Below are 26,917 nucleotides of genomic sequence, written 5' to 3'. Positions count from 1 at the left end.
CTTCCTATCGCTGATTGCCTTAATTTTACGGCTTGCCGGAAACCATCTTCCGTTGTTCCGGTACCTGCTGCCCATGAGCGATCATCTTGTATCCCGGTCACAGACCTCATCCGGACCGCAATGGCCGGTTTACCTTTTTCCCCCGCTGCTGCTGGTACTGCTGGTATGGGCGACCTGGCCGCATATGCGCTATTATGTGGACAGCGACGCCCTGTGCTACCTCAACATTGCGAAGCAATACCTGGAAGGAAATTTCAACCATGCCGTTAATGCCTTCTGGAGCCCCATGGGCTGCTGGCTCACGGCCTTGCTGGTAAAGGCAAGCGGCCTGGAGCTGTTTACCGCGGCCATCGTGGTCAATACAGTCTCGGTGATCGGCCTTATGGTCAGCACACAGCGCTTGTTCAACCGTTTCAGGACATCCACCTTCGAACGCTGGTGCTTCGGGCTGATGTCGGCCGGCTTCTGGCTGTACGCACTTTACTTCCAGTCCTTTACCGATTTCTGGCAATATTTCTTTCTCAGCCTCGGGCTATTGTTGCTGCTCCGCAGCGACTTTACCAAAAAGGTATGGATATGGCTGCTGCTTGGCCTGCTGAGCTCCCTGGCCTATTTCAGCAAGGCCTATTCCTTTTTCTTTTTTCCCCTGATGATCTTTATGGCTGCCGTAATGCATTTGCGCAGCCTGAGGCCCTTCCCCTGGCAACGGCTGATTACCATTTGCCTGGTTGCGGGTGTGGTGATGCTGGCGCTGGATGCCCCCTGGCTGTACCTGCTGCATGAAAAATACGGGATATGGACCTCCTCTACCGCCGGGAAACTGAACGCCTCCTGGTTCCTGGTGGGCACGCAGGAATTCAGGCCGGGCATCCGGGTGGTGGTACCGCCGCCTTATGAAGGCTCGCTGTTCTATTTTGAAGATCCGTATTTCGCCCAGGGTCGTATCGTCCATTTTTATGATTCTCCCGGCCTCCTGCTGCGGCAGCTGGCGCGTATCGGCTATAATGCGCTCGGCTGGGTCGGCACCGGCAACCGGATCTCCCCCTTCTTTTTTCTTACCTGGCTCATTACCCTGGTGCTGCTGGCCACCAAGGGCTGGTTCCGCGGATTGAAGCTGCCGCTGAAGATCCTGCTGCTGGTATACCTGGTCTACCCGCTGCCTTTCTGGCTGTTCACTTTTGAAGGTGGCCGCTATACCTGGTTCATCATGCCGGCAGCGGCGATCCTGTTCCTGGTTTATGCCGGGGAACGGCTGCTCCCTTTGTTTTCCTCTTGGGGCAGAAAAGCATTTACGGCCGTATTCTTCCTTTCTTTCCTGGTAACGCCGGTGTCGGACCTCAAAAAGATGTGGGGCAAAGGAGAGGCAGAATATCGGCTGGCGGGGGAGCTGAAACGCCTCGGTATCCGGGGTGCGTTTGTCAGCAACCGCAGCTATGCCGACGCCTCCATTTCCATGGCGCAGCTCTCCTGGTTTTCGCAAAATCCCTGGTATTGCCAGCCGCTCAATACAGCAAATACCGGCGCCTTGCTGGCAGATGCCCGGCGCTACGGTGTGCGCTACTATTTTTATTTTTATGAAGGCGCCGGCGACGATTACCAGCTGACAACGCCCGATGGCCAGGCCCTGCCCGATCTCACCCAAAACCGGGTGCCGGGGTTAAAAGTGTTTTCTATTACACCATAAATACGCAGCTTTCATTTACCTTTGCTTGCCCCAAGCCAGACAGCAAACTTTAACCCGTTAATTTTATCTGATGAATACATCGACGATCAGTGCGGACAAAGACAGTAAGAAGATCTTTGACTATAAGCATTGGGAAGAGCAGCTGGCTGCCAATGCGGGGAAGTACCAGCAGGCCGGCCCCTACCCTCACATTCAGCTGGAAGACTTCCTGGAGCCCTGGGCCGCAGAGCAGGCGCTGGCCGAGTTCCCCTCGGTAAAGGATGAGGGATGGATCCACTATGTGCATATTAATGAAAAAAAGCACGGCCTCAATAAGCTGGAGCTGCTGCCCCCTTTTATACAGGAAGTGATCAAAGAAATGAACTCTCCGGCGTTCGTTTCCTACCTGAGCAGGCTGACCGGCATTCCCAACCTGCTGGCCGACGATATGCTGGAGGGCGGTGGTCTGCATCAATCGCAGCGCAACGGCTTCCTCAATGTGCATGCCGATTTTACGGTACATCCACATAAACGCAACTGGCGCAGACGGGTCAATATCCTGATCTATCTCAATAAGGATTGGAAACCGGAATACAACGGCGACCTTGAGCTCTGGGACCGTAAAATGACCGGGGTACAGCAGAAGATCGCGCCGCTGTTCAACCGCTGCGTGATCTTTAATACCGATGAGGACTCCTACCATGGCGTACCCGAAACGATTCTTTGCCCTGAAGATATGACCCGCAAATCGATCGCGCTCTACTACTTTACCGAAGAGGAAGTAAAGCCGACGCTGCGGTCGACCAATTATAAATCGCGGCCCCAGGACGGTGCGAAATCCATCCTGATCTACCTTGATAAAAAAATGGTCGCCGGCTATACCCGCATCAAGCGGGCGCTGGGCATTAACGACGCCTTCATCAGCAAAATCCTGAATAAATTCGGCGGCAAAAAGAAATAGCCGGCCTTTTCTACCTTTTGTAAAAATCCTGCCCAAAATGGCAGGATTTTTACATTTTTAACCCATTTCAGATAAATTTTGATCAAAAACCAATCTTTTTTCCACAAAAAGCAGAAATAAGTGTCCTATAATTTCGGGAAAAGAACTAAATATTTACTTTTGCAGCCTGTTCTTATTAAAGTAATTAATCACAAATCCTTCCTGCTGATAAAACAACCTTTGGGGAAGGTAAAAACAATTTCATGGCAAACACAGCAGATATTCGCAATGGTCTTATCCTGAAACTGGACGGCGCACTGTACAGCGTAGTAGAATTCGGCCAGAACAAAACCGCCAGGGCTGCAGCCAAAGTATGGGCCAAGCTGAAAGGTGTGGACAATAACAGGAGCATCGAGCATACCTGGAACTCCGGCGATACCATTTACCCGGTGCGTGTGGAACGTCGCAGCTACCAGTTCCTGTACAAGGACGACAGCGGCTTCAACCTGATGGACAACAGCACTTTCGAGCAGATCGTCGTTGCAGAGAATATGGTTGACCGCCCCGATCTGTACAAAGATGGCCAGGAATGCCAGGTGATGATCAATACCGAAACGGAAATGCCCATGGGCGTAGAGCTCCCCGCTTCTATCGTGCTGCGTGTTACCTATACCGAACCCGGCCTGAAAGGCGATACCGCTACCCGCACCCTGAAACCGGCTACGCTGGAAACCGGCGCTACCGTGAACGTACCCTTGTTCGTAGACAACGACGAGCTGATCAAGATCAATACTGTAACCGGCGAATACGTCGAACGCGTAAAAGGATAATATCATTTGGTCCAGAAGCTGTCCCGAGGAACAGCTTCTGATTTTTTTTAAAGCAAATTCAGAGCATGCTCTTCCTGCCTCCCGGCAGGCGGAGTGATTAAATCAGCAATTATGGAATTCAAACAAATCCAGGAACTGCTTAAAGCGGTAAACAAATCCAATATCAGCGAAGTATCGATCAAGGACGGCGATTTTGAAATTACGATCAAACAGGCAGCTACTGAGACCCAGTTTGTAGCGGTACAGGCCACCACCGCTTTGCCTCAGCCTATGGCTATGCCCGCACTTCCCCAGGCTGCCCCCCCGGCAGCAGCGCCCCAGGCCCCTGCCACACCGGCAGCGCCTGCCGCTGAGGCCAGCAACGCCATCACCATCAAGTCTCCCATGATCGGTACTTTCTACCGCAGCCCCGGCCCCGATAAGCCTTCTTTTGTGAATGTAGGCGACGAGATCAGGCCCGGCCAGGTGATCTGCATTGTTGAAGCCATGAAGCTGTTCAACGAGATCGAGAGCGAAGTAAGCGGCCGTATCGTAAAAGTGCTGATCGACGACGCTACCCCGGTAGAATACGATCAACCCTTATTCCTGGTTGAACCTTAACCGGAAGCCCCGGCCTTATAGCTGGTGGCGGAGCCACGACAGCGGATCGGGCCGGTTGTCACGGGCATGATAAGGTCCAGTACAAAGTGCCCTGGTAGTATAGCTGTCAGCAGGCACTACCGGGCCGGTCATTAACATTCAATACCGGGAAATACCGGACCAGGGAAATTCACCTGTTCCGGATAAGATCCGGCAAGCTAATTCAAAGTTCATGTTCAAAAAAATACTGATTGCCAACCGTGGCGAGATCGCCCTGCGTATCATCCGCACCTGCCGGGAAATGGGCATCCAGACTGTCGCGATCTATTCTACCGCCGACAAGGATAGCCTTCACGTGCGTTTCGCCGATGAAGCAGTATGTATCGGTAAAGCACAGAGCGCCGACTCTTACCTCAATATACCGCACATTATGGCTGCGGCCGAGATCACCAATGCCGACGCCATCCACCCGGGCTATGGGTTCCTGGCCGAGAATGCCGGCTTTGCGGAAATCTGCGCCCAGTACAATATCAAGTTCATCGGCCCCACCCCTGAGATGATCCGTTCGATGGGTGATAAGATGACAGCCAAAGAAACGATGATCAGGGCCGGCGTACCGGTAATCCCCGGTTCCGACGGTTTGCTGCAAAGCGTTGAAGAGACCAAAAAGCTGGCCGCCGAAATGGGCTATCCTGTCATCCTGAAAGCGACCGCCGGCGGCGGCGGAAAGGGTATGCGCGTGGTATGGAACGAAGAGGAGATCGAAAAAGCCTACAATACAGCTAAAGCGGAAGCTGGCGCTTCCTTCAAGAATGACGGTATCTACATGGAGAAATTCGTGGAAGAGCCCCGGCATATCGAGATCCAGGTCGCCGGCGACCAATACGGTACGGTATGCCATATGAGCGAACGCGATTGCTCGATCCAGCGCCGGCACCAGAAGCTGGTAGAGGAGTCTCCCTCTCCCTTCATTACACCGGAGCTGCGCCAGAGAATGGGTGAAGCGGCGATCAAAGCGGCTTCCGCGATCAATTATGAGAGCGTAGGTACCATCGAATTTCTCGTCGATAAGCACCGCAACTTCTACTTCATGGAGATGAATACCCGTATCCAGGTGGAGCACGGAGTAACGGAAGAAGTGATCAGCTTCGACCTCATCAAGGAGCAGATCAAAATCGCGGCGGGCGTACCCATCAGCGGTAAGAACTACGAGCCGAAGATGCACGCCATCGAATGCCGCATCAACGCCGAAGATCCCTATAACGATTTCCGTCCGAGCCCCGGTACCATTACCGTGCTCCATACACCCGGAGGGCACGGTATCCGTGTCGACTCGCATATCTATGCCGGCTACACCATCCCGCCTTATTACGATTCCATGATCGCCAAGGTAATCGCGATCGCGCAAACCCGCGAAGAAGCGATCTCTACTATGGAGCGCGCCCTGAGCGAGTATGTGATCGAAGGCGTAAAGACAACCATTCCTTTCCACATCCAGCTGATGCGGAACGAGCAGTTCAGGGAAGGCAACTTCACGACCAAGTTTACTGAAACCTTCGAGCTGAAGTAAGGCAGGTAATTTAAAACCATTTGATATTGTAAATCGGGAACCGGTAGAGCAGCGTGCTTTACCGGTTTTTGTTTCAACCGCAACCTGTAACCAGCGCCATGGATGCGCCATGGTCAGGCCATTACACGTCCCGACCGGCCTGGCCATGCAGATGCAATACAAGCGCTGAAGCATTCCATCCTCCGGGTTCTGAACCGACGCTCCGGATTTTCCTCAGGACATACTATATTGTATCCCTCCAACATTTAAGCTTGATCCGCAACATCCCCGTAACCATAAAGTATAAATGGCTATTTTTGCGCCCGAAACAACTTTACACACCGTCAAACAAAAATCCCGATGGATAACCAGAAAGTAGAAATGTTCCTTATGACTAAGGGCAAGTATTTTGAAAGCTATCAGCTTACCGCCATCCGCGACCGGATGCTGCAGGTAGACGAATCCCGCTGGATGGCTATTCAAACGCTGGAATTTCATGATCCTACCACCATATTGATCGTTTCGCTGCTGGCTGGCAGCCTGGGTATCGACCGCTTCCTCATCGGCGATGTGGGCCTGGGCGTAGGAAAGCTGCTCACCTGCGGCGGCCTGGGTGTATGGGCTATCGTCGACTGGTTCCTCATTATGGGAGCGACCCGGGAAAAGAACCTGACCAAGCTGCAGCAGGTGCTTTATTAATCCGGCAGACAGTGAACAGGAACAAGCTATATGCTTTTCTGCTGGCGGCCTGCACTGCGGGATATGCCTGGCTGGCCTTTTCGGGTAAGGTGATCCATGAGCAGCATAGCTTCAGGATGTGCCTGTGGTACGCAATAACCGGGCTACCCTGCCCTTCCTGCGGCATGACCCGCTCTGCGGTAGCCATCCTGGACGGCGATATACGCGGCGCGCTATTGCTTAACCCGCTTGGATTTCCTGCGTTGTTGTTCCTTTTGGTGACGCCGGTATGGATCCTCACCGACCTTATACTGCGCCGCCAGAGCTTTTACAAAGAGTACCGCCGTGCGGAAACTATACTGCGCAAGCCATTCGTAGCGATCATTGCGGTCATCCTTGTTCTGGCCAACTGGGTATGGAATATTTACAAAGAAGGCTGAGCATGCGCTATTGCCCTAAAATAAGATGCTGCGATCAACCTTTAGCCGTTTACCTGAAGCCAGCTTCCTTTCACCGAAAAATGAATTTTGTTACAAAAGGAATGCTGTAATTTAGATCATTCATCGCGAAGTGACGCCAGGCGCCGCTGCAACGATGACCTACTTACCCTGGTTTTTGTTTTTGTTTTTTGTTAGCAGCCATGGCGGCAGGCCCCTGCCAGCCATGGCTTTTTTGCCTGTTAATGCACTTCTCACAACCTTATCAAGGACCAAGCCGGATACAATTTAAGTACGTCCTGAGGAAATCCGGAACATCGGCTCAATACCGGTGGAATGCTCCAATGCTTATGAGTGAGCTTGCGCCGCACCTGCGCGGATATAGTCCGACAGAGAGGTGTAACGGCCTGACCGACGGCTGGATCCATATCTTTCGTTAGCAACCCTCTTTTGCTTCCACAGAGCAATTTATGTGTGTTCATGCTGATGCTACAAAGCTCGGCTCCTGAGGAGTCCTGTAGTATGGGATAGCTATAAGATCATCTGCCAATCTTCGCTGTCCTGCAGAACCGGAAAAGCCGGAGTAGCAACAGTGCGGACCTGACTGTGCTATTCTGCCACTTCATAATGATCGAAGTTTCTCATAATATCATTGCATATATCTCCTGTAATCCACACACGGTTCCGCTTGATCCTTTATTTGCCCCACAACCGGCTTTGCGTTTGCATAAATTAACAAATAAAACATTGAAACGATATTATTTTAAGCAAAAATTGGTCTTATGAGCAAATTTACAAAACAAGCCGCTGTCTCTTTACTTTTTTTATCATGCATTTTATATAACCATCTGGCGGCCGGACAAAACCGGGCCTTTTGCGGAGCCGATGCGGTACGTGAAAAAATGATGCAGACAAACCCTGAATTCAACCGCCGTCAGGCTGCTTTTGAACAATTATGGCAGCAGGTGCACGGCCCTGGCAGCCCGGCCCGGAAAGTAGTCGTCAGCGGCAACGATACCCTCTACGAGATTCCGGTGGTTGTACATGTGATCCATAAAGGAGGCGCCATCGGCACTATCTACAACCCCAGCGATGCCACTATACAAAATGCCATTACAGAGCTGAACCAGAATTTTGCGGCGACCTTTCCAGGGCATCCGGCGGCAGGTGCGGGTGGCGTTAATATCCGGATACGGTTTGCGTTCGCCCAACGTGATTCTTCCTGTAACCCGACTACGGGCATCAACCGCATCAATGGAGTCACCGCATTAGGCGGCGCCAATGGCACTGCTTATGACAGCAACGGTGTGAATATACAAAGTACGGGCGGCATATCGGACGCAACATTGAAGGGACTTATCTGGTGGCCCAACACCAACTACTATAATATATGGATCGTTTCAGAGATTGATAACTGGGACGGCTATAGCGCCGGATCGGGAGTACAGGGTTATGCTTTCCTTCCACCGGCCCAGGCAAGCCTGGATGGCCTGGTCATTACCGCCAGCCAGCTGGCGCCGGGTGCGACCACGATATCGCATGAAATGGGACATGCTTTCAACCTACGTCATCCCTTCGAGGGCGGCTGTGTTACCGGGAACTGCGCCACAACAGGCGATAAAATCTGTGACACTGACCCTCAGGCGGCGGCCGTATTCGATTGTCCTACGGGCAACAACCCTTGTACGGGTACTTCCTGGGTCCCGGTGATCAATAACATTATGGGCTATTCAAGCTGTCCAGACCGCTTTACCCAGGGACAATCCGACAGGGTAATGCTCGCGTTATTCAATATGCGGAGCAGCCTGATCCAATCGCTGGGCGCTACGGCGCCGGGAGCGCAGCCGGTGCAGCCCGGACCCGCAGTTACAGCTTGTCCCGGGCCCGGTGTCGTCAATACCAACAACGCTTTCGATGTAGGGCCAAGAAATATCATAATAGGTGATCTGCAATCCTTCTCCCAGGGATATACCAATGACGGGAATCTTTCCTATATCAACCGTACCCTGTCCAGCTGCCAGCAGAGCGCCGTAGCTCCTGCCCACTTTCAGAAAGGCCAGAGCTATGCCATATCCGTGGGCGCCGGTAACAATCCGGAGAACGTGAGGGTCTATATCGACTACAACAACGATGGCGTCTTTACTGGGACCGGAGAACTGGTATTTTCCAGCGACGGGCCTTCAGGTCAAAGCTTTTATACGCACAGCGGAACCTTCACCGTGCCGAACCAGTCCTATGTAGTGGAAAACACCTATGTGCGCGTCCGTGTCGTTTCCGATGTTGCCGCCAATCCGCAACCCTGCACCACTTTGCAATACGGACAAGCCGAGGATTTTGCCGCTATCATCAACGAGGTTGTTCTTCCCGTCAGGCTGAAGAGCTTTACCGCAAAGACAGTGCAGACACAAGTACATCTGCAATGGGAGGCGGGAGAAGAGATTGCCTTCAGCCATTACGAGGTTGAACGAAGCAACGATGGCAGCGCTTTTACTACGATTGGCCATACAACCGCGAAAGGAAGCCACACGCTTTACTATTTCGAGGACCGCTTTCCCCTGGCGGCAACTAATTATTACCGGCTGAAAATGGTGGATAGAGACGGTCGCTACGCGTACAGCCCCGTACGTACAGCCCTATTCCCCTCGCCGGCATCAACCTTCGCTATATTTCCCAATCCTGCCAGTGAACGGCAGATAACGGTTATTGCACCGATATCCGGCACGTACAGCTACCAAGTGTTCAATACCCTTGGCCAGTCCCTCGTTATCCGCCGCAACCTGAATCTTCAACATAACCAGCCGTTGCTCATAGACCTCCGTTCGGCAGTGCAGGCCCCCGGCATCTATTACCTGCAGCTGTCCTCTGAAAGCGGTTCTGTTTATAAAGCCAGGTTCGTTCTGGAATAAGAAAGCCTGTTAATTATTGTTTATCCCGGATTTTTTTCCGATAAATCAAAATAGTTTCCTACTTTCGCTTCTGAAACGCGCATAAACATGTCCTTTACACAATTGCATCATCATCATTTTCATACCGGCCCTCAGCCAGGTGGAAATGATTTGGTGTAACTAACGACCATATTTTCTGAAACCCGTCTGAGCAGATCAGACGGGTTTTCTTTTTGTCTCCCTCGGTTTGCCAGGCACATTTTTCCTTCCATGCGTATGTTAAAACTGGCCATACAAAAGAACGGCCGACTGAGTGAACAATCGTTAGAGCTGCTGCGCACCTGCGGTATACGGCTCTCCAACGGCGACCGCAAACTGCGAGCGGCTTCCACCAATTTTCCCCTGGAAGTGCTCTTCCTCCGCGACGACGATATACCGCAATACGTAGAGCAAGGTGTAGCCGATATCGGCATTCTGGGAAAGAACGAAGTGCTGGAAAAAGCGCGAAAGGTGGAAATGCTCGACCAGCTGGGCTTTGCTGCCTGCCGGCTGTCGCTGGCCATTCCCCGCGAAGAAAGCTATGCCGGGCCTGCTTATTTCAACGGCAAAAGGGTGGCCACCAGCTACCCGCGCATCCTGCAGCGCTTCTTCGCCGAACAGCAGATCGAAGCCGAGATCGAAGAGATCGGCGGCAGCGTGGAAATAGCGCCGGGCATAGGCCTTGCCGATGGCATCTTCGATATCGTTAGCACCGGCAGCACTTTGCTAATGAACGGGCTTAAGGAAGTAGAGACCGTGCTGTGCAGCGAAGCCGTGCTGATTGCCACACCGGGCATTGCTTCTGAACCCCTGGCCTTGCTGGAGCAGCTGCGTTTCCGCATCCGCGCCGCGCAGAATGCCGTCATACACAAATACATCCTCCTCAACGCGCCGGATACCGCGCTGGAAGAGATCTGCAGCCTGATCCCCGGCATGAAGAGCCCCACCATTTTACCGCTGGCCCGCGAAGGCTGGAGCAGCATCCATTCCGTTGTGGGCGAAGATGTGTTCTGGGAGGTAACCGGGCAGCTGAAAAGGGCCGGCGCCGAAGGCATCCTCGTTGTGCCCATTGAAAAAATGATCCTTTAAATCTTTATCCTCGATTTTCATGCAGAAAATATTGCATCCACCTTCGGATCTGTGGACAGAATTGATCCGGCGGCCTGCTGCCGGAGGTGAAGACCTCTTTCCCCTGGTCAACCGCATCTTCGCCGATATACGCCTACAAGGAGATGAAGCCGTAGCCTCGTATTGCCGCTTGTATGATCAAGCAGAGCAAGCGATACAACCGGTAGCTCCCGACATCATCGCTGCGGCGGGCGACCGGCTATCCGAAGCGCTGAAACAGGCTATACAGCTGGCCGCCGCCAACATTACCCGGTTTCACGAAGCCCAGCGTTGCGGGCCGCTATCTGTCGTTACCATGCCCGGCATTGCCTGCCGTTGGGAAAGCAGGCCACTGGAAACGGTCGGATTGTATATTCCCGGCGGATCGGCGCCGCTGTTCTCTACTGTGCTGATGCTGGGCATACCCGCAAAGCTGGCAGGCTGTCCCAACATTGTGCTGTGCACACCATCGGATGCTAAAGGAGCAATAGACCCGGCGATCCTGTATACGGCAAACCTGGTGGGTATCGACCGCATTTTCGGTATCGGCGGCATACAAGCCATCGGCGCTATGGCCATCGGCACGGCAACCGTTCCGAAAGTCGATAAGCTTTTCGGGCCGGGTAATGCCTACGTCACCGCAGCCAAGCAGGTGGCGCAGCTCAGCGGAACAGCCATCGATATGCCTGCCGGTCCCAGCGAAGTGCTGGTTATCGCCGACAATACCTGCAATCCTGCTTTTGTCGCCGCAGACCTGCTATCGCAGGCCGAGCACGGACCCGACAGCCAGGTGCTGCTGGTCTCCGATGATGAAGCCACGATCGATCTCGTGCTTTCGGAGATAACTATACAGCTAAAACAGCTGCCCCGGGAAAACATTGCCGCACAAGCCTTGCTGCACAGCAAAGCCATACTGCTGAAAAACCCTGACGACTGCTTCCACTTCAGCAATTGCTATGCGCCGGAACACCTCATCCTGGCAATGGACAACGCACCGGCCTGTACAAACAAGATTCGCCACGCCGGATCGGTGTTTCTGGGGCATTACAGCTGCGAGAGCGCAGGCGACTATGCCAGCGGCACCAATCATACTTTGCCGACCAACGGCTTCGCCCGCAGCTACAGCGGCGTATCCCTGGACAGCTTTCTCAAAAAGATCAGCTTCCAGGAGATCAGCCCCGAAGGATTGGACCTTATCGGGCCCGCCATCGCGCTTATGGCTGAAGCAGAACAATTGTATGCGCACAAACAAGCAGTAACCATCAGACTAAACTCCCTCTGACATGCGAACCCTTCAACAGCTGGTCAGGAAAAACATCCTGGACCTCCGGCCCTATACCAGCGCCCGTTCCGAATACAAAGGACAGGCCGGCGTCCTGCTCGATGCCAATGAGAATCCCTGGGGCAATAATAACCGCTATCCCGATCCCGGACAGCTGCAGCTGAAACAGCAGCTGGCCCGCTACCGGCAGCTGAACCCGGCCAACATCTTCATCGGCAACGGCAGCGACGAAATGATCGATCTGGCCTTCCGTATTTTCTGCCGCCCCGGACAGGATAAAGCGCTTGTCTTTACGCCTACCTACGGCATGTATGAAGTATCGGCGCAGCTAAACGATGTAGCGCTGGTCAGGCTACCTCTGAGCGAAGACTTCCAGATCGATGTGCAAGCTTACCTGGAGGTGCTGAACGACGAAAACCTGAAGCTGGCTTTCCTCTGCTCGCCCAATAACCCTACGGGCAATTGCCTGGACGAGCTTTTGCAGGTACTGGAAACCTTCGACGGTATCGTTGTGGTAGACGAAGCTTATATTGATTTCGCAGAGCAAGCCTCCCTGCTGGAACGGCTGGACCGCTACCCTAATCTTATTGTGCTGCAAACCATGAGCAAGGCCTGGAGCCTGGCCGGCGCCAGGATCGGGATCGGCTATGCCTCCGCGGAGATCATTGCCTTGTTCCATAAGGTAAAGCCGCCTTACAACATCAGCACCCTGAACCAGGAAGCCGCCCTGGAAGCACTATCCGATCCCGTTACTTACGAGCAGCGCAGAGCTATCATCCTGGAACAGCGCCGATGGCTGGAAACAGCCTTGCTGCAGTTGCCGCAAGTGAAACGGGTCTACCCTTCCGACGCTAATTTCCTGTTGGCCGAAGTCGAAGCTGCGGAAGCGGTATACACCCGGCTGGTGCAGCAAGGCCTCATCGTACGCAACCGCCATAGCCAGATCCCCGGCTGCCTGCGGATCACGATAGGCAGCCCATCCGAAAACGCGCAACTGATCGATGCCCTGCAGCAAATGGCTTTATCTCCATCTTTTTAACAAGAAGCAAAATGAAAAAAGTATTGTTCCTCGACCGCGACGGCACACTCGTTGTAGAGCCGCCCGATTTCCAGGTCGACAGCCTGGAGAAGCTTACCTTTTATCCTGGCGTCTTCCGCTACCTGTCCCGTATTGCTGCCGAGCTCGACTATGAGCTGGTCATGGTCAGCAACCAGGATGGACTAGGTACAGTGTCTTTCCCTGAAGAAACCTTCTGGCCTGTACAGAACAAGATCCTCAGCGCACTTGAAAACGAAGGCATCGTTTTCAGCGAGATCCTTATCGACCGTTCCTTCCCGACGGACGGACATCCCGGCCGCAAACCCGGCACGGCCATGCTCACGCACTACATCAAAGGCTCCTACCAGATGGAGGCTTCTTATGTGATCGGGGACCGGCTTACCGATATACAGCTGGCGGAGAACCTGGGCTGCAAAGCCATTTACCTGGGCGCAACGCAGCAGGAAGGGGCGGCGCTGTCCACTTCTTCCTGGGCCGATATCTATGCCTTCCTGAAGCAGCAGCCCCGCAGCGCTACAGTGAAACGCCAAACGCGGGAAACCGATATTAAGGTCACGCTTAACCTCGACGGCAGGGGCAAAAGCAATATGCATACCGGCATCGGCTTCCTGGATCATATGTTGGAGCAGGTAGCACGCCATGGCGGCTTCGACCTCGAGATACAGGCCAGCGGCGACCTGCATGTTGATGAACATCACACAACTGAAGATGTGGCCATAGTGCTGGGCAGCGCTTTCCGCGAAGCGCTCGGCAGCAAGAAAGGCATAGAGCGCTATGGCTTCCTGCTGCCGATGGACGATTGCCTGGCGCAAGTCGCCATCGACTTCAGCGGCCGCCCCTGGCTGGTATGGGAAGCGGATTTCCGCAGGGAAAAGATAGGCGATCTGCCTACGGAAATGTTCTGTCATTTTTTTCGTTCCTTCTGCGACCATGCCGCCTGCAACCTCAATATCAGAGCTGAAGGCAGCAATGAGCATCATAAAATAGAAGCGATCTTCAAAGCCTTTGCCCGTGCGCTGAAAGCCGCTGTACACCGCAACGATACTTATCTTATTCCCAGCACAAAAGGCAGTTTATGATCGCAATCGTACACTACAATGCCGGCAATACCCGATCGGTGACCAATGCCCTGGAACGGCTGGGCTATGAAGCCAGGGTCACCGATGATCCGGCACAGATACAACAGGCCGAAAAGGTGATTCTCCCCGGTGTGGGTGAGGCCGCATCCGCCATGCATTACCTGAAAGAGAAGGGACTCGACCGGCTGCTGCCTGCACTTGATCAACCGGTGCTCGGCATCTGCCTGGGCCTGCAGCTGATGTGCCGTTACTCGGAAGAAGGCGACACGTCCGGCATGGCCATCTTCAATACGGAGGTGAAGCGTTTTCCTCCCGGCGGCCGGGTGCCACATATGGGCTGGAATAACCTCCGGCAAGTATCCGGCGCCTTGTTCGCTGGTATCGATCCGGACGCCGATGTCTATTTCGTGCATAGCTATTATGCGGCCTGCTGCGCGCATACTGTGGCTCGCAGCGACTACCTGCTGCCTTTCAGCGCGGCCTTGCAGCACAACAATTTTTACGCAGTCCAGTTCCACCCCGAGAAATCGGCGGGAACCGGGGCTGAAATCCTTAAAAACTTTTTGACCTTATGACGATCATCCCTGCTATGGACATCCTCGGCGGCCGTTGCGTACGGCTTGCGCAGGGCGACTATGCCCGGCAGAACATATACGCCGCCGAACCGCTCGAAGTCGCTAAATCTTTCGAAGCCCATGGCCTGAAACGCCTGCACCTGGTCGATCTTGACGGCGCCCGCTCCAGGGAAACAGTGAACTATAAAGTGCTGGAACAGATCGCCCGCTATACCTGCCTGGAAGTCGATTTCAGCGGTGGCCTGAAAACAGAAGCGTCCCTGCAGACCGCCTTCGGGTGCGGTGCAGCACATGTGGTGATCGGCAGCATTGCTGCGCAAGACCCGGAGCGCTTCCTGGAATGGCTGGCACAATATGGCGCAGATAAGATCTGGCTCAGCGCTGATTGCCGGCAGCGCAGGATCGCAACGCAGGGCTGGCTGGAGCACACGGAGCTGGATGTCATCGGCTTCCTTTCTACCTATTATGAAAAAGGCATCCGCACGGCTATCTGCACCGATATTAGCAAAGACGGTATGTTGAGCGGTCCGGCGCTGAAGCTCTACCAGGATATCATGAAGCATACTGCTATAAACCTGGTCGCCAGCGGTGGCATCGCTTCGGTTGAAGAGCTGCAGGCGCTTGAAGCCGCAGGTTGCAGCGGCGCGATCATTGGCAAAGCTATATACGAAGGCAACATCACCTTAAAAGAGCTGGAATCGCTATGCTGAAGAAAAGGATCATTCCCTGCCTGGACATCCGCGACGGCAGAACCGTTAAAGGCATACACTTCGAGCAGTTGCGCGATGCCGGCGACCCTGTGGCCCTGGCGCAACTATATGTGGAGCAAGGCGCCGACGAGCTCGTCTTTCTTGACATAACGGCTACTGTAGAAAAAAGAAAGACCCTGTGCAGCCTTGTGAGCCGTGCAGCCCGGGCGATCGATATCCCTTTTACCGTGGGTGGCGGCATCAGCAGCGTGGAAGATGCTTTGCAGCTGATCCGGTCGGGCGCCGATAAAATCAGCATCAATTCTGCCGCAGTGCTGCGGCCGGAGCTGATCACGGAACTGGCCGCCCGCCTGGGCAGCCAGTGTGTTGTCGTGGCGATCGATACACGTAAGATTGAAGGTATCGACCATGTCTTCATCCAGGGCGGGCGCCAAGCCACGCCCCTCGTTACGGTAGATTGGGCGCGACAAGCCGAAGCTTACGGTGCCGGTGAAATATTACTCACCTCTATGAATAAGGACGGCACGGGCAGCGGCTTTGACCTGGCCGTAACACAAGAAGTAAGCCAGGCTGTATCGCTGCCAGTAATCGCTTCCGGGGGGGCCGGCAGTGAGGAGCACTTCAAGACGCTTTTCGAAGCAACAGACACAGCAGCAGCGCTGGCGGCAGGTATCTTCCACTTCGGCCGGCTGAGCCTGCCCCAATTGAAAGCTTATTTAAAAACCGCTAATATTCCTGTAAGATGACAATCGATTTTGACAAGGCCGGCGGGTTGGTACCGGCAGTCGTACAACACCACCTCAGCATGGAAGTGCTGATGCTCGGCTATATGAATGCCGAGGCTCTGGAAAGGACCCGCACAGAAGGCAAGGTCACTTTTTACAGCCGCAGCAGGCAGACCTTATGGACCAAAGGTGCTACTTCAGGCAATACCATGCATGTTGTGGACATCCGTACCGATTGCGACCAGGACACTTTGCTGGTCCGTGTAGACCCGCAGGGACCGGCCTGCCATACCGGCGCCCGGTCCTGCTTCGGTACAGAAGATGCCAGAGGCTTCCTTTACCAGCTTGAAGCTACTATTGGCAACCGTATTGCCGGCGATAATCCCCATTCCTATACCAATAGCCTGTACCGGAAAGGCATCAACAAAATAGCGCAGAAGGTAGGGGAAGAAGCAGTAGAGCTGGTGATCGAGGCCAAGGATGACGATGAAAAGCGCTTCTGCAACGAAGCCGCCGACCTGCTGTTCCACTTCCTGTTGCTGCTGCAGGCCAAAGGGCAGAACCTGGAACGTGTTGAGCAGGTCCTGCTGGCACGCAGCAAACAGTAAGCAAGCCTCCTGTATCCTGTACAACCCTGACGTCCGCAGATGGTGGAATAAAATTTCCCTTTCATTGAGAGGGGTATGGTATCTTTACGGCCGTATTAAACTACAGGATGTACATGAGCGATCTACACTCTTTTTTTGCAGCAAAACACTTTGCTGAATTACCCCAGAATGATGCCCGGCATGCCTTGCAGATCGGGAAACGCATTATACCTATTACCGAATACAACAGCGACTGGAGCGAAGCCGATATCGTGCTGGTCGGCTGCGGCGAGCAAAGGGGCGCCGGCCTCGATGCGCCCTGGAGCCATAGTCCCGATGCTGTAAGAGAAGAGCTGTACCGTATGTATGACTGGCACACGTCTGTAAAGGTGGCCGATATGGGTAACATCAGGGAGGGCGCAACGCCCGGCGACACCCGTGCTGCTCTGCGTACAGTGCTCCAGGAAATAGAAGAAGCCGGAAAGATCGCTGTAGTGATCGGTGGATCGCATGATCTTACCCTGCAGCAATATGATGTGTTCAAAAAGCTGGGTAAGACAATCAATGCCGCTGTGGTGGATATGCTGATCGATCTTGGAGAGACCGAAGGGATCAGCGACGAAGGCTTCCTGATGGATATGCTGACGGAACAGCCCAATTTTGTGCGGCACTTCAGCCATATGGGCTTTCAGAGCTATTATGTCAATCCGAATATGCTGGAAACCCTGGACAAGCTGCGCTTCGACTGCTTTCGCCTGGGCAGGGTAAGAGAAGATATGGAAGAAATGGAACCGGTGCTGCGCCAATGTGATCTGCTGAGCATCGATATGAATGCTGTGCGGCTGTGCGATGCTCCTTTCCTGGAGAGAGGTTCGCCCAATGGTTTCTTCGGCGATGAGATCTGCCAGCTGGCCCGTTACGCAGGCATGAGCAGTAACCTGTCTTCCTTCGGCATCTATGGCTACCAGTCCGGATCGGACAACAACAGGCAGGGCGCGCGCCTGATTGCACAAATGCTGTGGTATTTCGTAGATGGCTACCTGGTACGTAAGAACGAAGCCGATCTCAGCAACCGCGAAGAGTTTATCGAATACAATGTTGCGCTTACGGGTAACGATACCCTTTTCCTGAAAAGCAGGAAAACCAACCGCTGGTGGATGCAGCTGCCCGAAGGTACCTTTATCCCCTGCAGCTACAACGACTACCTTACCGCGGGCAACAATGAAATACCGGAACGCTGGTTCCGCGAGCAGGAAAGGATTGTTTAAGCTAATCCACCCTGATCAAAAACACCAGGCCTTTAGTAAGGCCAGGTGTTTTTTTATGATCATACGCCAGCATTAAAAATAATCACGACATTAAAGAATAAAGACTTGCTACCTACTTATGTAGCGAAATTAAGCTCAACAAAAAAGACACGCAGAAACCTGGCACAATATTTGATGTACATAGTTTATCTTTCCATAGTACGCGGTTATTGGTTTAAAAAAACGTCCCCCATTCCTGGAGGACGTTTTTTTCGGGCTCGAGGAAACCCTGAAGTAGCCTATGTTATGTATCTCTGCCGGCGGTCTTGGCTTATTGCCTGCTTTTCCTGATCTCCTTTTCTGCTTTCTTTATTTTTTCCTGTATGGCCTGCCGTTCCGCTTCCGTTGCGATCACCTTGGTGAGCGCTGTGCGGTAGGCGGCAATCGCTTCGGGATATTTATGCCGCTGCTCGTAAATATCGCCGGCAATACGGTAAGCATCGTAATATTCGGGATTGTTAGGCGCCAGGTCGCCGGGATCGGCTTGCAGCTTATCGAGCCAGCTCATTTTGGCCTGCCTGAAGCGAAGGAAGCGGGCATAGGTATCGGTAGCCAGGAAAGGATCCGGTGCAATATTCAGGCTGGTATCGGCCACCTCTTCATCTTGGCGCAACCCTTTCATCGCAAATATTTTCCGCAGGTCGTAGCACACATAGGCGCCCATTTGCCAGGGTGAAGTGCTCACCCACATCCGCAGGCTGTCGGGCATAAAGATCACCGAATGATGCGCCACGAACTGGTTCAGCGCCTTTTCATTGCCCACACCGATATTGGCGTCATGCAGCCCTTTATAGTCGCGCAATATAGCAGCCACTTTGGCCGGGTTGAGCGGATAATTCTTTTGCAGCAGCTCCTGCAGCCGCTGGTAGCGGTATACCGAAGCACTGCCGGCCATCTGCTCGCGGTTCAGCTCCTGCCCTTTAAGCGCATCGCTCTGGTAATGGTTAGCGCATTCTATGTTATCGGAATGCGGATCGTAAACCCCCAGCATATCCGGCGTCTTCTCGATCACTACCGAACGATGGTCGGCGGCGGAACCTATGAGAAAGCTTTCGCTCACAAACATCTTGCGGCGGCGGGCAATGGCGATAGCCTCTCCAATATTACCGGCATATTGCAGCACTTCCCTGGCCACCAGCGATACCGGCGTTGCCGCGCCGCGGGGTATCGATGATTTGGCCGCATTGATCGTCACGGTCAATCCCCTGTCGTTCATCCCGGAAACCACACCGATAAAGCCGCCCCAGGTAATGAAGGCAAACTTATGCCCCTTATCGGGCGCTACGAAAGAAACGATCTTATTTTGGGCAAACTCATCACCAACCCAGAAATCGAAGTTCCTTCCCAGGATCATCGCACCGTTCTCGGTACGGCTATCCCAGGCGCCGAAAGAAGTACAGCCCACCAGCATCAGGTTCTGCAGCGCATGCCCGATATCGTGCGCGGCATGGTAGTTAAGCTGCCGGGAATAATTGCTGCCGATCCACTGGAAGCTGTCGGAAGCTGCCCGGGATACGCCATAGATCTCTTCTTTGTATTCTTCGGTAACATGCCCCGGCAGGTCCCGGTTCATGAAGCCGATGATGTACTTCAGAAATTTCAGATAGGAAGGCGAAGGGATCATTTTCCGTATCTGGTGTGTGAAAGCCACCTCCTGCGATACAATCAGCTCCTGCGACAGCTTACCGTTAATGAGCCCACGTTCATAAGGCTTGCCAGAAGTATACATTTCGTACAGCCCGTAACGGCTTTTCCTTATCCAGTTGTCGCCCAGCGTGAAAGCAGCGCTGTCCAACTGCCGGCGCTGCAAAGCTTCCGTCTGCGGGTCGGATACGGCGGGCGGCTTAAACTCCGAAACTTTCCAGATATAAATACCAAAAGCCAGCAACAGTACGATCAGGATGCCCAGGAACCAGGCAAAGCCTTTAAGGATTTTTTTGAGGATACGCATGGAAATGCAAAGATAGGAAGGGGAAAAGGAAGAAGAGCAAGGCCGGCAGGGGAAAACAAGGCCTTAACGAGACAGGTCCGGCATAAGCAACACAGGCTGCCCTTTCAGGCAGCCTGTGTTGGTATCATTTATAGGGATCAGATTGTCATGATCTCTTTCTCTTTGTCTTTGCAATGCTGGTCGATCAGCGCGATGTGCTTGTCGGTGATGCCCTGGATGTTTCCTTCCGCCTGCTTGGACTCGTCTTCGCTGAGGCCATCCTTTTGTGCTTTCTTGATCTGCTCAATCATATCGCGGCGAATATTGCGGATAGAAACCTTCCCTTGCTCCCCTTCTGCGTTCACTTTCTTCACCAGCTCTTTACGGCGTTCTTCGGTCAGCGGCGGCAGGAAGAGGCGGATCACCTGGCCATCGTTCTGCGGCGTCACGCCCAGGTTGGCCTGCATAATAGCACGCTCTATGGGCGCGATCATCGGCTTTTCCCAGGGTTGTATCGATAAGGTACGGGCATCGGTTACGGTGATATTGGCTACCTGGTTCAGCGGTGTGGGGTTGCCGTAGTAATCAACCATTACACCGTCGATCATCTGCGGGTTGGCCTTGCCCGCCCTTACCTTCAGGAGCTCGCTCTCAAGATGGCTGATGGCTTTCTGCATCAGGCTGCTCGTATTCTTTATGATATTATCTACTTGTTCTGACATATTTAGATCGCTTTTCGAGGGTAGCAAAAGTAGCAAACCCCTTTGCAAATGCCAAATTTTATGATACAAACGGTTAATCTTCCCTGCGTGCCTGCAGCATGCGGTCCCTGCCCTGCATGTCTTTCCTCAGCACTGTATGCCAGCCCTGCGCTTCATAGTATTCCTTCGTTGCCCGGGCATGATCCATATGCAGCTCAAGGAATACCGAACCGCCCGGCCGCAGCTTCTTTGAAGCAAACGCAGCAATAGCCTTATAAAACTGCAGGGGATCATTATCTGTAACGAACAAGGCCATATGTGGCTCATAGTCCAGCACATGCGTCGCCATGCCGTGCTGCTCGGGCAAGGTGATATAAGGCGGGTTGCTGACGATAATATCGGCATCAGGCCATTGGTCTTCGTTCCCGGACTGCAAAATATCGGACTGCAACCATTCAAGGGACAAGCCCAACGTAGCCGCATTGCGTGCTGCTACGGCCAGAGCGTCTTCTGACAGATCGGCTGCATATACTGTAGCACGGTCCAGGTGCTTTTTCAAAGCCAATGCCAGGCAGCCGCTGCCCGTACCGATATCCAGGGCTATCGCACCCGGCTTTCCCTTCCATTCCTTTATGATCCAGTCAGCCAGCTCTTCCGTTTCGGGCCTGGGGATCAGCACCCGTTCATCGACATAGAGCTTCATGTCGAGAAAATAACATTCACCCAAAACGTATTGCACCGGCCGCTGCGCCACCAGCGACCGGGTATAGGCTTCCAGCTGCGCTTGCTGCGCCGGACTGAGCGCGGCCTCCGGCTGCCGCAACCAGGCATTGCGTCGATACCCGGTAACAGCTTCGATCACCCATTCGGCAATGTTGGCGGATTCGGCTTCATCGTAAATGGCGCCCAGCCGTTGCTTCAGGTCATTAAATGCAGTCGCGGTCTCCAGGCTCACAGGTTACCGGCTTTCATTTTCTCAAGCGTTTCTTTCATAGAAGCGGCAACGTCTTCCGGCATGCCCGCCGTCCTGGCTACAGCCTCTTCTTCCAGGGCTATCGCCTTTTCTTTCTCACCACCCAGGTACAGCAGGTTAGCATGGGTATCGGCAAACATAGGCCAGCTCTGGTTTTCTTTCCCCGCCAGCGTTGCGGCTTTGTCCGACCATTGTATGGCCATGGCTATCGCTGCAGGATCGTCTTTTTTATTTTCCACCACTTTCCAGGCCGATTCATTCAGGGATTGAGCAGCGCTCAATGTGGCCGAATGGCGCATATCCGGGTTCTGGGCCAGGGTGGCTTCGATCGACGATTCGTACTTTTCTTCCGGTACCTTCATGGCCTTGAGCTGGTAGAGCAGCGAGCTCTTCGCCCGTTGCAGCTCAGCTTTATCCTGCTCCGCATAAGTAGCAGCGGGCAGCTCCAGCAGGTGATTGGCTTCGCTGATCGTCGCTTCCCAGGCTTTTTTCTCATCACCGGTCCTGCTATAATACTCCTTGTAGAAATAGTGCATACCGGAAAGGCCTCCGGCGCTGATATCGTAGCGGCGCATACCTTGTTCGATCAGCTTCAGCAGGCCTTCATTTTTGGTCTCCACGGCATAGCCCAACGTATTGTAGGCCAGGCGCGGCCCGAAGTAATAGAAGTAATCGTCGATATCGGGATAGAGCGAGATCACTTTTTCCTTATTGGCGTAGACTACGGGAACAGCTTTATTATTCAGGGTAACTGTATGCTCCGTAAGGAATTTCAGGGCCTCATCATCCGGCTGGGTGGGTACATATTGCGCTACATAGAGATCGAGCGCTTTATCATTGTTGTGGTCCAGGCGCCTGGCCTTCTTCATATAAGCCACCAGGAAAGCCTTATCCTTCTTGCCTTTGGCCAGCTGCGCTTCATAATCGGTCCATTTCATAGGATCTTTCTGCTCCGTCACAGCTATGTCGGCCCTGTTCAGGAACTCATCGATCTCACAGGAGCCCATTACGCGGTATACCACTTCCTGCGTATTGGGATCGATAAACAGGTTGGTGGGATAACCTTCCACTTTATATTGCTTGGCCAGCGCTATCCCCTCGCCTTTCTCCGCGTCGATCTTATAATTGACAAATGCTGCATTGTATTTTTTACCTGCAGCTTCCATGGGGAAGATATTTTTGGCCATGATCTTACAGGGACCGCACCAGGTGGTGTAAATATCCATGTAGATCATCTTCTTCTCCTTCTTTGCCCTGGCCAGCACGTCCTTCCAGGCGCCCTGCTCGAAGTTGATGCCCTGAGCCTGTGCCCAGAGCGTCGCAACGCTGCACAACAGCAGCAAACCGATCCTATTCATAATTTATGATTTTTGCACAAGATACTTCAATTTGCTTGTCCGGCGATCAAAATCAAAAATTAACCGCAGGACATCCTAAAACATTGGCCATTCGTTTAAATTTGCACATTGCCTTAGCTATGCTACAAAAATTATACATCCGTAACTATGTGATCATAGACGAGCTGGAGATCCTGTTCGACCGCCATCTGAATGTCATTACCGGGGAGACCGGCGCTGGAAAGTCCATTATCCTGGGCGCCCTGTCCCTGATCCTGGGCGACCGGGCCGATACTTCGGTATTGATCAACAGGGAAGAAAAAAGTGTGGTGGAAGCCACTTTCCATACCGGGCACAATACTTATTTCAACAGCTTGTTGCAAAGGGAAGAGCTGGACATAGAACCGCATACCCTTATCCGCAGGGAGATCAGCGCCAGCGGCAAAAGCCGCGCTTTCATCAATGATACCCCGGTAACACTGAGCCAGCTTAACGAGCTGACCTCCGCCCTGGTCGACCTGCACCGGCAGTTCGACAATCGTGCGCTGGAAGAGCATACATTTCTGTATGAAGTGATCGATGCCGTAGCCGAGAACCAAAGCCTGCTGGCCGGCTACCGGTCGCAATATAGCCGGTACAGGCAGCTCCAGGCCGAGTATCGCAAGTTGTCGGACAGCCAGAGCCAGTGGCAGAAGGAGGCCGACTACAAGCAATTCCTGTTCGATGAGCTGGAGCAGGCTGCGTTCAAAGAGGAAGAGATCGAAACTGCAGAGCTGCAACTGAAACAGCTGAGCCATGCGGAGCAGATCAGATCGGTGCTGCAGCTGGTATACGGCACCCTGGAAGAAGGCGAGCAGCCCCTGAACAACGAGCTGAAACGGCTGCGCCAGCAGCTGCAAACGATAGCTGCTGTGCAGCCCGAAGCCGAAATTCTCGCCCAACGCATGGAAAGCGCACTGCTGGAGCTGAAAGATATTGCCGGGGAGCTGGACAGCCTGCAACGAGCTGTGGACCTTGATCCCGAACAGCTGCAAAACCTCCAGGAGCGGCTGGACCTGGGTTACCGGCTGCTCAAAAAGCATAGTGTACAGCAAACCGGAGAGCTGATCGCGATTCACCTGCAGCTCTCCACCGAGCTGCAGGAGCAAAGCCATGCAGGACAAGCCTTACAGGCGCTGCAGGAGCAGCTAAATACGGCGGAGCAGGAGCTGATTGTACTAGCAGCGCAGCTACATGAGAAAAGGCTGGCTACAGCGCCGGGCTTCGCTGCGCAGGTCAATGAGCTGCTGGCACTGGTAGGTATGCCCAATGCGCTGCTTAAGATCGAAGTACAACCTTCTGCCACGCTCCAGGAGTATGGCAGCGACCAGGTAAGCTTCCTGTTTGACGCCAACAAGAGCGGCAAATTCAGTCCGGTACAGAAAGCCGCATCCGGCGGGGAGATGAGCCGGATCATGCTGTGCATTAAGGCCCTTACTGCCAAGGCCCTGGAGCTGCCCACGCTCATCTTCGACGAAGTGGATGCGGGCATTTCGGGCGAAGCTGCCAAACAGGTAGGCCTGCTGCTGCGCTCGCTCAGCGATTATCACCAGGTGCTGTGCATTACGCATCAGCCGCAGGTGGCCGGCAAAGGCACACAACATTTCTACGTATACAAAACCACAACCGATCAGGGGCAGGTGAAGACGCGTATCCGTCTGCTCAGCAGCGAGGAACGCATCAGGGCCATAGCCCAGATGATCGGCGGGGAGAAGCCCTCAGAGGCTGCTATAGAAAATGCACGCGAGCTGGTAGGATAACCGACGGTCGTACATAACACGAACCCCTGCAGAAGCCGGTTCTGCAGGGGCTTTCTTCAAACACAACAGCCTCTCGTTTTATTCCTATGCCCGCGCAATCCATTGCGCAGGATGTTTCCGTATCAGTTACAATCTCCCCCCGGTCCCACAAGGGTATTGCATACCGGCACTTCCGAGTACCGCACGCAGCAGGCGCAGCCCGGGGCAGCCGAGTCTTCGCTCTGGTTACGGGTCGGGCCGCCGGGGCACCATTCTTTACCGGCCGATATAGGGCCACCGCCATTGATCTGCACCTGGTGCACCTCACTCAATAATGATATGGTTTCCTTATTGAGATGAAGCTTATGTAATGCGAGTTTTTTCTTTTTCATACTTCAGCTGGTTTAGACACTCAAAGTTCGTTACGGGTACTGCAAAAAAATTTCAGTGGCTTTGCCTCCTCTTCACCAAAACGGGCCGCTCTGTCCGAACGACTCCGCTTTGTATTAACGAGCATGAATTGATCAGAAAACCACGCGGGCAAACCCGATACTGTTCCGACGAAGGACGGGGATCATCAGCTCCCGTATATCCGTTTGCTTGCCCGAGCGCGGCAGCCAGTCGGCGCCGGCAGAGCGGCCCGGGTTCATCTTCTTCATCTGCAGGGTACCCGACAGGTCGAGCGCCGCCAGGCTGAGCGAGGATTTATTGCTGGAGAAATCGTTGTAAAGGAATACCAGACTGGCGCCCGAATTCAGCATAGCATAGGAAGAAAACATACCATCATCCTCCTGCGAGTACTGTTCCTTGCGGATGAAATTGTGCCATTTCCGCTCTCCGTTCGCATCATAGTCCAGCACCATGATATCGCCGTAATGATATTCCCTGGTAGAAGAGGTGGGATAACCGTTGTTGTACCACGAATAATAACCGTAACCCGGCCCGTAAACCGAGGTGCGTGTGGTTACATAATAATTTTCACCGACCAGGATAAAGCCGCCGTCGTTTTTTACAACGAGATCGCGCACTACAAAATCGTTGAACGCTTTTTTCTTATTGCGATCGTCGGTAGCATTACGCAACTGATCGTCGAAGGGTATCTTTTTAAAAATGCTGAAGGTATCTTTCGACATCTCGTACATGCCGTAGACGATGCCGTCCATATTGCCCGATTTTTTGCCGGAGAAGAAGGCGCCGATATAGATCTCATCTTTGTTGTCATTGGCCCGCATGAACATACCCGACATATAATCGTCGCCGAGCGGCAGGGGGATATGCCGGAACTCCTTACCATCCGGTGACAGATGGAACAGCCAGGCATCGCCGCTGAACGCTCTTTCGCTCGATCCGTTATAGCCCGAAAGGTACAGGCTGCCATCTTTGGTCAATAGCGACTGTCCCAGGTTAAAGTCATCCTCGCTGATGACAAAGGGATGTTCTTTGGCCAGGATATTCAGCGCATTGTCGAGCAATATGGTGCTGAATTCCTGGCGGCCGTTCTTTCGCTTGCCCAGGCTGAACACCATCAGCTTGCTTTTGTCACTGCTCATTACCGACGAATAGTATTGCCTTTCGGTAGAAAGCCAGCCCATTTTGACCGAATCCAGGGCTACCGGCTTCTGCAGCATGCGGGCCCTGCTGTCCAGCTTGGCGGCATATTGCACCACCTGGTTGCTTTGCACTGCCTGGTACAGCACAATGATCTGGTCTTCGGTGGTATAAAAGCGCGTGGCATAGATCTTCTGGGGAAAGAAATCGAGCGCTATGGTCGCCAGCAGGCGCATGGAATCGTTGTAGGCATCGAGATAATAGCCTTCTTTCGACGCACGATAGGTGTACAGGCGGTCGCCCGACCAGCCTACGACGCTGAAGTCGCTGTTCTGGAACGTAAATTTCTGTTCCCTTGAATAAAAAATATCCTGTGCTTTTGCCGGCCCGAAATAAAGGCCCAGCAGCAATGCCGTGCTGAAAATTAGGTTTCTCATCTTAATGCGAAGTTACGATCGGTACAACAAGGTAGAAATAAATTCAGGCAACAAAAAATATAATTAACCGCTGTTTATGAAAGCCTTGCAGCTATCGGGGTGTATAAATTAACAGGGGCGACAAAACAATATAACTATATACGTGTAATTATTTCGGGGAACCAATTAAGCCACCTAATTT

At 53.3% G+C, this 26,917-nt stretch carries 24 protein-coding genes; 18 read left to right on the top strand and 6 right to left on the bottom strand.

Going from position 1 to position 26,917, the window contains the following annotated elements; translation table 11 throughout:
• Window positions 1-73 precede the first annotated feature (73 nt).
• The 17 genes from DZC79_RS03820 to DZC79_RS03740 all read left to right on the top strand — a co-directional run bounded on the left by DZC79_RS03820 (window position 74) and on the right by DZC79_RS03740 (window position 17,993).
• The gene (locus DZC79_RS03820) at window positions 74-1,684 is read left to right on the top strand and encodes a hypothetical protein (protein ID WP_157976898.1); all 1,611 of its coding nucleotides are present in this window, start codon (window positions 74-76) and stop codon (window positions 1,682-1,684) included.
• Window positions 1,685-1,754: 70 nt separating this feature from the next.
• Entirely contained in the window at window positions 1,755-2,624 is an 870-nt protein-coding gene (locus DZC79_RS03815) for a 2OG-Fe(II) oxygenase (RefSeq protein ID WP_118950231.1), read from the top strand.
• A gap of 242 nt (window positions 2,625-2,866) precedes the next feature.
• A complete protein-coding gene (gene efp / locus DZC79_RS03810; protein ID WP_118950230.1) occupies window positions 2,867-3,433 on the top strand; it encodes an elongation factor P in 567 nt (188 codons plus the stop codon).
• A gap of 111 nt (window positions 3,434-3,544) precedes the next feature.
• Entirely contained in the window at window positions 3,545-4,033 is a 489-nt protein-coding gene (accB, locus tag DZC79_RS03805) for an acetyl-CoA carboxylase biotin carboxyl carrier protein (RefSeq protein ID WP_118950229.1), read from the top strand.
• 211 nt (window positions 4,034-4,244) lie between these two features.
• The gene (accC, locus tag DZC79_RS03800; protein ID WP_118950228.1) at window positions 4,245-5,582 is read left to right on the top strand and encodes an acetyl-CoA carboxylase biotin carboxylase subunit; all 1,338 of its coding nucleotides are present in this window, start codon (window positions 4,245-4,247) and stop codon (window positions 5,580-5,582) included.
• A gap of 339 nt (window positions 5,583-5,921) precedes the next feature.
• Window positions 5,922-6,260 carry a TM2 domain-containing protein gene (locus tag DZC79_RS03795; RefSeq protein ID WP_118950227.1) on the top strand — a complete coding sequence of 113 codons (339 nt, stop codon included), beginning with the start codon at window positions 5,922-5,924 and terminating at the stop codon, window positions 6,258-6,260.
• An 11-nt stretch (window positions 6,261-6,271) separates the two neighbouring features.
• On the top strand, window positions 6,272-6,679 hold the full coding sequence (locus tag DZC79_RS03790) for a DUF2752 domain-containing protein (RefSeq protein WP_157976897.1): 408 nt from the start codon (window positions 6,272-6,274) through the stop codon (window positions 6,677-6,679).
• A gap of 899 nt (window positions 6,680-7,578) precedes the next feature.
• Window positions 7,579-9,582, top strand: coding sequence for a M43 family zinc metalloprotease (locus tag DZC79_RS03785; protein ID WP_198666760.1), 2,004 nt, complete (start codon window positions 7,579-7,581; stop codon window positions 9,580-9,582).
• A 249-nt stretch (window positions 9,583-9,831) separates the two neighbouring features.
• A complete protein-coding gene (gene hisG / locus DZC79_RS03780) occupies window positions 9,832-10,689 on the top strand; it encodes an ATP phosphoribosyltransferase (RefSeq protein ID WP_118950224.1) in 858 nt (285 codons plus the stop codon).
• A gap of 19 nt (window positions 10,690-10,708) precedes the next feature.
• A complete protein-coding gene (gene hisD, locus DZC79_RS03775) occupies window positions 10,709-11,989 on the top strand; it encodes a histidinol dehydrogenase (protein WP_118950223.1) in 1,281 nt (426 codons plus the stop codon).
• 1 nt (window position 11,990) lies between these two features.
• Window positions 11,991-13,028: a histidinol-phosphate transaminase gene (gene hisC / locus DZC79_RS03770; RefSeq protein ID WP_118950222.1), complete on the top strand. Its 1,038-nt coding sequence runs from the start codon at window positions 11,991-11,993 to the stop codon at window positions 13,026-13,028.
• A gap of 11 nt (window positions 13,029-13,039) precedes the next feature.
• Window positions 13,040-14,128, top strand: a complete 1,089-nt coding sequence (gene hisB, locus DZC79_RS03765) for a bifunctional histidinol-phosphatase/imidazoleglycerol-phosphate dehydratase HisB (RefSeq protein ID WP_118950221.1) — start codon at window positions 13,040-13,042, stop codon at window positions 14,126-14,128.
• Complete coding sequence (hisH, locus tag DZC79_RS03760; protein WP_118950220.1) at window positions 14,125-14,703, top strand: imidazole glycerol phosphate synthase subunit HisH; 579 nt, start codon at window positions 14,125-14,127, stop codon at window positions 14,701-14,703. The genes hisB and hisH overlap by 4 nt, the downstream gene beginning before the upstream one ends.
• Window positions 14,700-15,413 (top strand): 1-(5-phosphoribosyl)-5-[(5-phosphoribosylamino)methylideneamino]imidazole-4-carboxamide isomerase, encoded by a 714-nt coding sequence (gene hisA, locus DZC79_RS03755; protein ID WP_118950219.1) that lies wholly within the window; start codon window positions 14,700-14,702, stop codon window positions 15,411-15,413. The genes hisH and hisA overlap by 4 nt, the downstream gene beginning before the upstream one ends.
• Window positions 15,407-16,159 (top strand): imidazole glycerol phosphate synthase subunit HisF, encoded by a 753-nt coding sequence (hisF, locus tag DZC79_RS03750; protein ID WP_118950218.1) that lies wholly within the window; start codon window positions 15,407-15,409, stop codon window positions 16,157-16,159. The genes hisA and hisF overlap by 7 nt, the downstream gene beginning before the upstream one ends.
• Window positions 16,156-16,746, top strand: coding sequence for a bifunctional phosphoribosyl-AMP cyclohydrolase/phosphoribosyl-ATP diphosphatase HisIE (hisIE, locus tag DZC79_RS03745; RefSeq protein WP_118950217.1), 591 nt, complete (start codon window positions 16,156-16,158; stop codon window positions 16,744-16,746). Before hisF ends, hisIE begins: the two co-directional genes overlap by 4 nt.
• A 113-nt stretch (window positions 16,747-16,859) precedes the next feature.
• Entirely contained in the window at window positions 16,860-17,993 is a 1,134-nt protein-coding gene (locus DZC79_RS03740) for a formimidoylglutamase (RefSeq protein WP_157976896.1), read from the top strand.
• 310 nt (window positions 17,994-18,303) lie between these two features.
• Here DZC79_RS03740 and DZC79_RS03735 read toward each other — a convergent pair whose 3' ends face one another.
• The 4 genes from DZC79_RS03735 to DZC79_RS03720 all read right to left on the bottom strand — a co-directional run bounded on the left by DZC79_RS03735 (window position 18,304) and on the right by DZC79_RS03720 (window position 22,994).
• Window positions 18,304-19,983, bottom strand: a complete 1,680-nt coding sequence (locus DZC79_RS03735) for a C45 family peptidase (protein ID WP_118950215.1) — start codon at window positions 19,981-19,983, stop codon at window positions 18,304-18,306.
• Between the two features lie 137 nt (window positions 19,984-20,120).
• The gene (frr, locus tag DZC79_RS03730; RefSeq protein WP_118950214.1) at window positions 20,121-20,684 is read right to left on the bottom strand and encodes a ribosome recycling factor; all 564 of its coding nucleotides are present in this window, start codon (window positions 20,682-20,684) and stop codon (window positions 20,121-20,123) included.
• Between the two features lie 73 nt (window positions 20,685-20,757).
• On the bottom strand, window positions 20,758-21,618 hold the full coding sequence (prmC, locus tag DZC79_RS03725; protein WP_118950213.1) for a peptide chain release factor N(5)-glutamine methyltransferase: 861 nt from the start codon (window positions 21,616-21,618) through the stop codon (window positions 20,758-20,760).
• Complete coding sequence (locus DZC79_RS03720) at window positions 21,615-22,994, bottom strand: thioredoxin family protein (RefSeq protein ID WP_118950212.1); 1,380 nt, start codon at window positions 22,992-22,994, stop codon at window positions 21,615-21,617. The genes prmC and DZC79_RS03720 overlap by 4 nt, the downstream gene beginning before the upstream one ends.
• A 119-nt stretch (window positions 22,995-23,113) precedes the next feature.
• On the opposite strand from DZC79_RS03720, the gene recN reads away from it, so the two are divergent.
• Window positions 23,114-24,772, top strand: a complete 1,659-nt coding sequence (gene recN / locus DZC79_RS03715; protein ID WP_118950211.1) for a DNA repair protein RecN — start codon at window positions 23,114-23,116, stop codon at window positions 24,770-24,772.
• Between the two features lie 122 nt (window positions 24,773-24,894).
• Here recN and DZC79_RS03710 read toward each other — a convergent pair whose 3' ends face one another.
• Both DZC79_RS03710 and DZC79_RS03705 read right to left on the bottom strand, forming a co-directional pair.
• Window positions 24,895-25,143, bottom strand: a complete 249-nt coding sequence (locus DZC79_RS03710) for a class I lanthipeptide (RefSeq protein ID WP_118950210.1) — start codon at window positions 25,141-25,143, stop codon at window positions 24,895-24,897.
• A 132-nt stretch (window positions 25,144-25,275) separates the two neighbouring features.
• Window positions 25,276-26,736 carry a hypothetical protein gene (locus DZC79_RS03705; RefSeq protein ID WP_157976895.1) on the bottom strand — a complete coding sequence of 487 codons (1,461 nt, stop codon included), beginning with the start codon at window positions 26,734-26,736 and terminating at the stop codon, window positions 25,276-25,278.
• Window positions 26,737-26,917 lie beyond the last annotated feature (181 nt).

Source organism: Taibaiella helva (assembly GCF_003545695.1).
Taxonomy (GTDB): domain Bacteria; phylum Bacteroidota; class Bacteroidia; order Chitinophagales; family Chitinophagaceae; genus Taibaiella; species Taibaiella helva.
The sequence above is the reverse complement of the archived record's forward strand: the minus strand, read 5'-3'. Positions and strand labels throughout refer to the sequence as shown.

Coding starts and splice junctions, on each gene's coding strand:
- frr (WP_118950214.1), bottom strand. CDS start 20,684: ATGTCAGAACAAGTAGATAATATCATAAAGAATACGAGCAGCCTGATG.
- DZC79_RS03705 (WP_157976895.1), bottom strand. CDS start 26,736: ATGAGAAACCTAATTTTCAGCACGGCATTGCTGCTGGGCCTTTATTTC.
- DZC79_RS03815 (WP_118950231.1), top strand. CDS start 1,755: ATGAATACATCGACGATCAGTGCGGACAAAGACAGTAAGAAGATCTTT.
- hisG (WP_118950224.1), top strand. CDS start 9,832: ATGCGTATGTTAAAACTGGCCATACAAAAGAACGGCCGACTGAGTGAA.
- DZC79_RS03740 (WP_157976896.1), top strand. CDS start 16,860: ATGAGCGATCTACACTCTTTTTTTGCAGCAAAACACTTTGCTGAATTA.
- DZC79_RS03795 (WP_118950227.1), top strand. CDS start 5,922: ATGGATAACCAGAAAGTAGAAATGTTCCTTATGACTAAGGGCAAGTAT.
- hisD (WP_118950223.1), top strand. CDS start 10,709: ATGCAGAAAATATTGCATCCACCTTCGGATCTGTGGACAGAATTGATC.
- hisA (WP_118950219.1), top strand. CDS start 14,700: ATGACGATCATCCCTGCTATGGACATCCTCGGCGGCCGTTGCGTACGG.
- DZC79_RS03735 (WP_118950215.1), bottom strand. CDS start 19,983: ATGCGTATCCTCAAAAAAATCCTTAAAGGCTTTGCCTGGTTCCTGGGC.
- accC (WP_118950228.1), top strand. CDS start 4,245: ATGTTCAAAAAAATACTGATTGCCAACCGTGGCGAGATCGCCCTGCGT.
- hisF (WP_118950218.1), top strand. CDS start 15,407: ATGCTGAAGAAAAGGATCATTCCCTGCCTGGACATCCGCGACGGCAGA.
- efp (WP_118950230.1), top strand. CDS start 2,867: ATGGCAAACACAGCAGATATTCGCAATGGTCTTATCCTGAAACTGGAC.
- DZC79_RS03710 (WP_118950210.1), bottom strand. CDS start 25,143: ATGAAAAAGAAAAAACTCGCATTACATAAGCTTCATCTCAATAAGGAA.
- DZC79_RS03785 (WP_198666760.1), top strand. CDS start 7,579: ATGATGCAGACAAACCCTGAATTCAACCGCCGTCAGGCTGCTTTTGAA.
- hisB (WP_118950221.1), top strand. CDS start 13,040: ATGAAAAAAGTATTGTTCCTCGACCGCGACGGCACACTCGTTGTAGAG.
- hisC (WP_118950222.1), top strand. CDS start 11,991: ATGCGAACCCTTCAACAGCTGGTCAGGAAAAACATCCTGGACCTCCGG.
- hisIE (WP_118950217.1), top strand. CDS start 16,156: ATGACAATCGATTTTGACAAGGCCGGCGGGTTGGTACCGGCAGTCGTA.
- DZC79_RS03720 (WP_118950212.1), bottom strand. CDS start 22,994: ATGAATAGGATCGGTTTGCTGCTGTTGTGCAGCGTTGCGACGCTCTGG.
- DZC79_RS03820 (WP_157976898.1), top strand. CDS start 74: ATGAGCGATCATCTTGTATCCCGGTCACAGACCTCATCCGGACCGCAA.
- recN (WP_118950211.1), top strand. CDS start 23,114: ATGCTACAAAAATTATACATCCGTAACTATGTGATCATAGACGAGCTG.
- accB (WP_118950229.1), top strand. CDS start 3,545: ATGGAATTCAAACAAATCCAGGAACTGCTTAAAGCGGTAAACAAATCC.
- hisH (WP_118950220.1), top strand. CDS start 14,125: ATGATCGCAATCGTACACTACAATGCCGGCAATACCCGATCGGTGACC.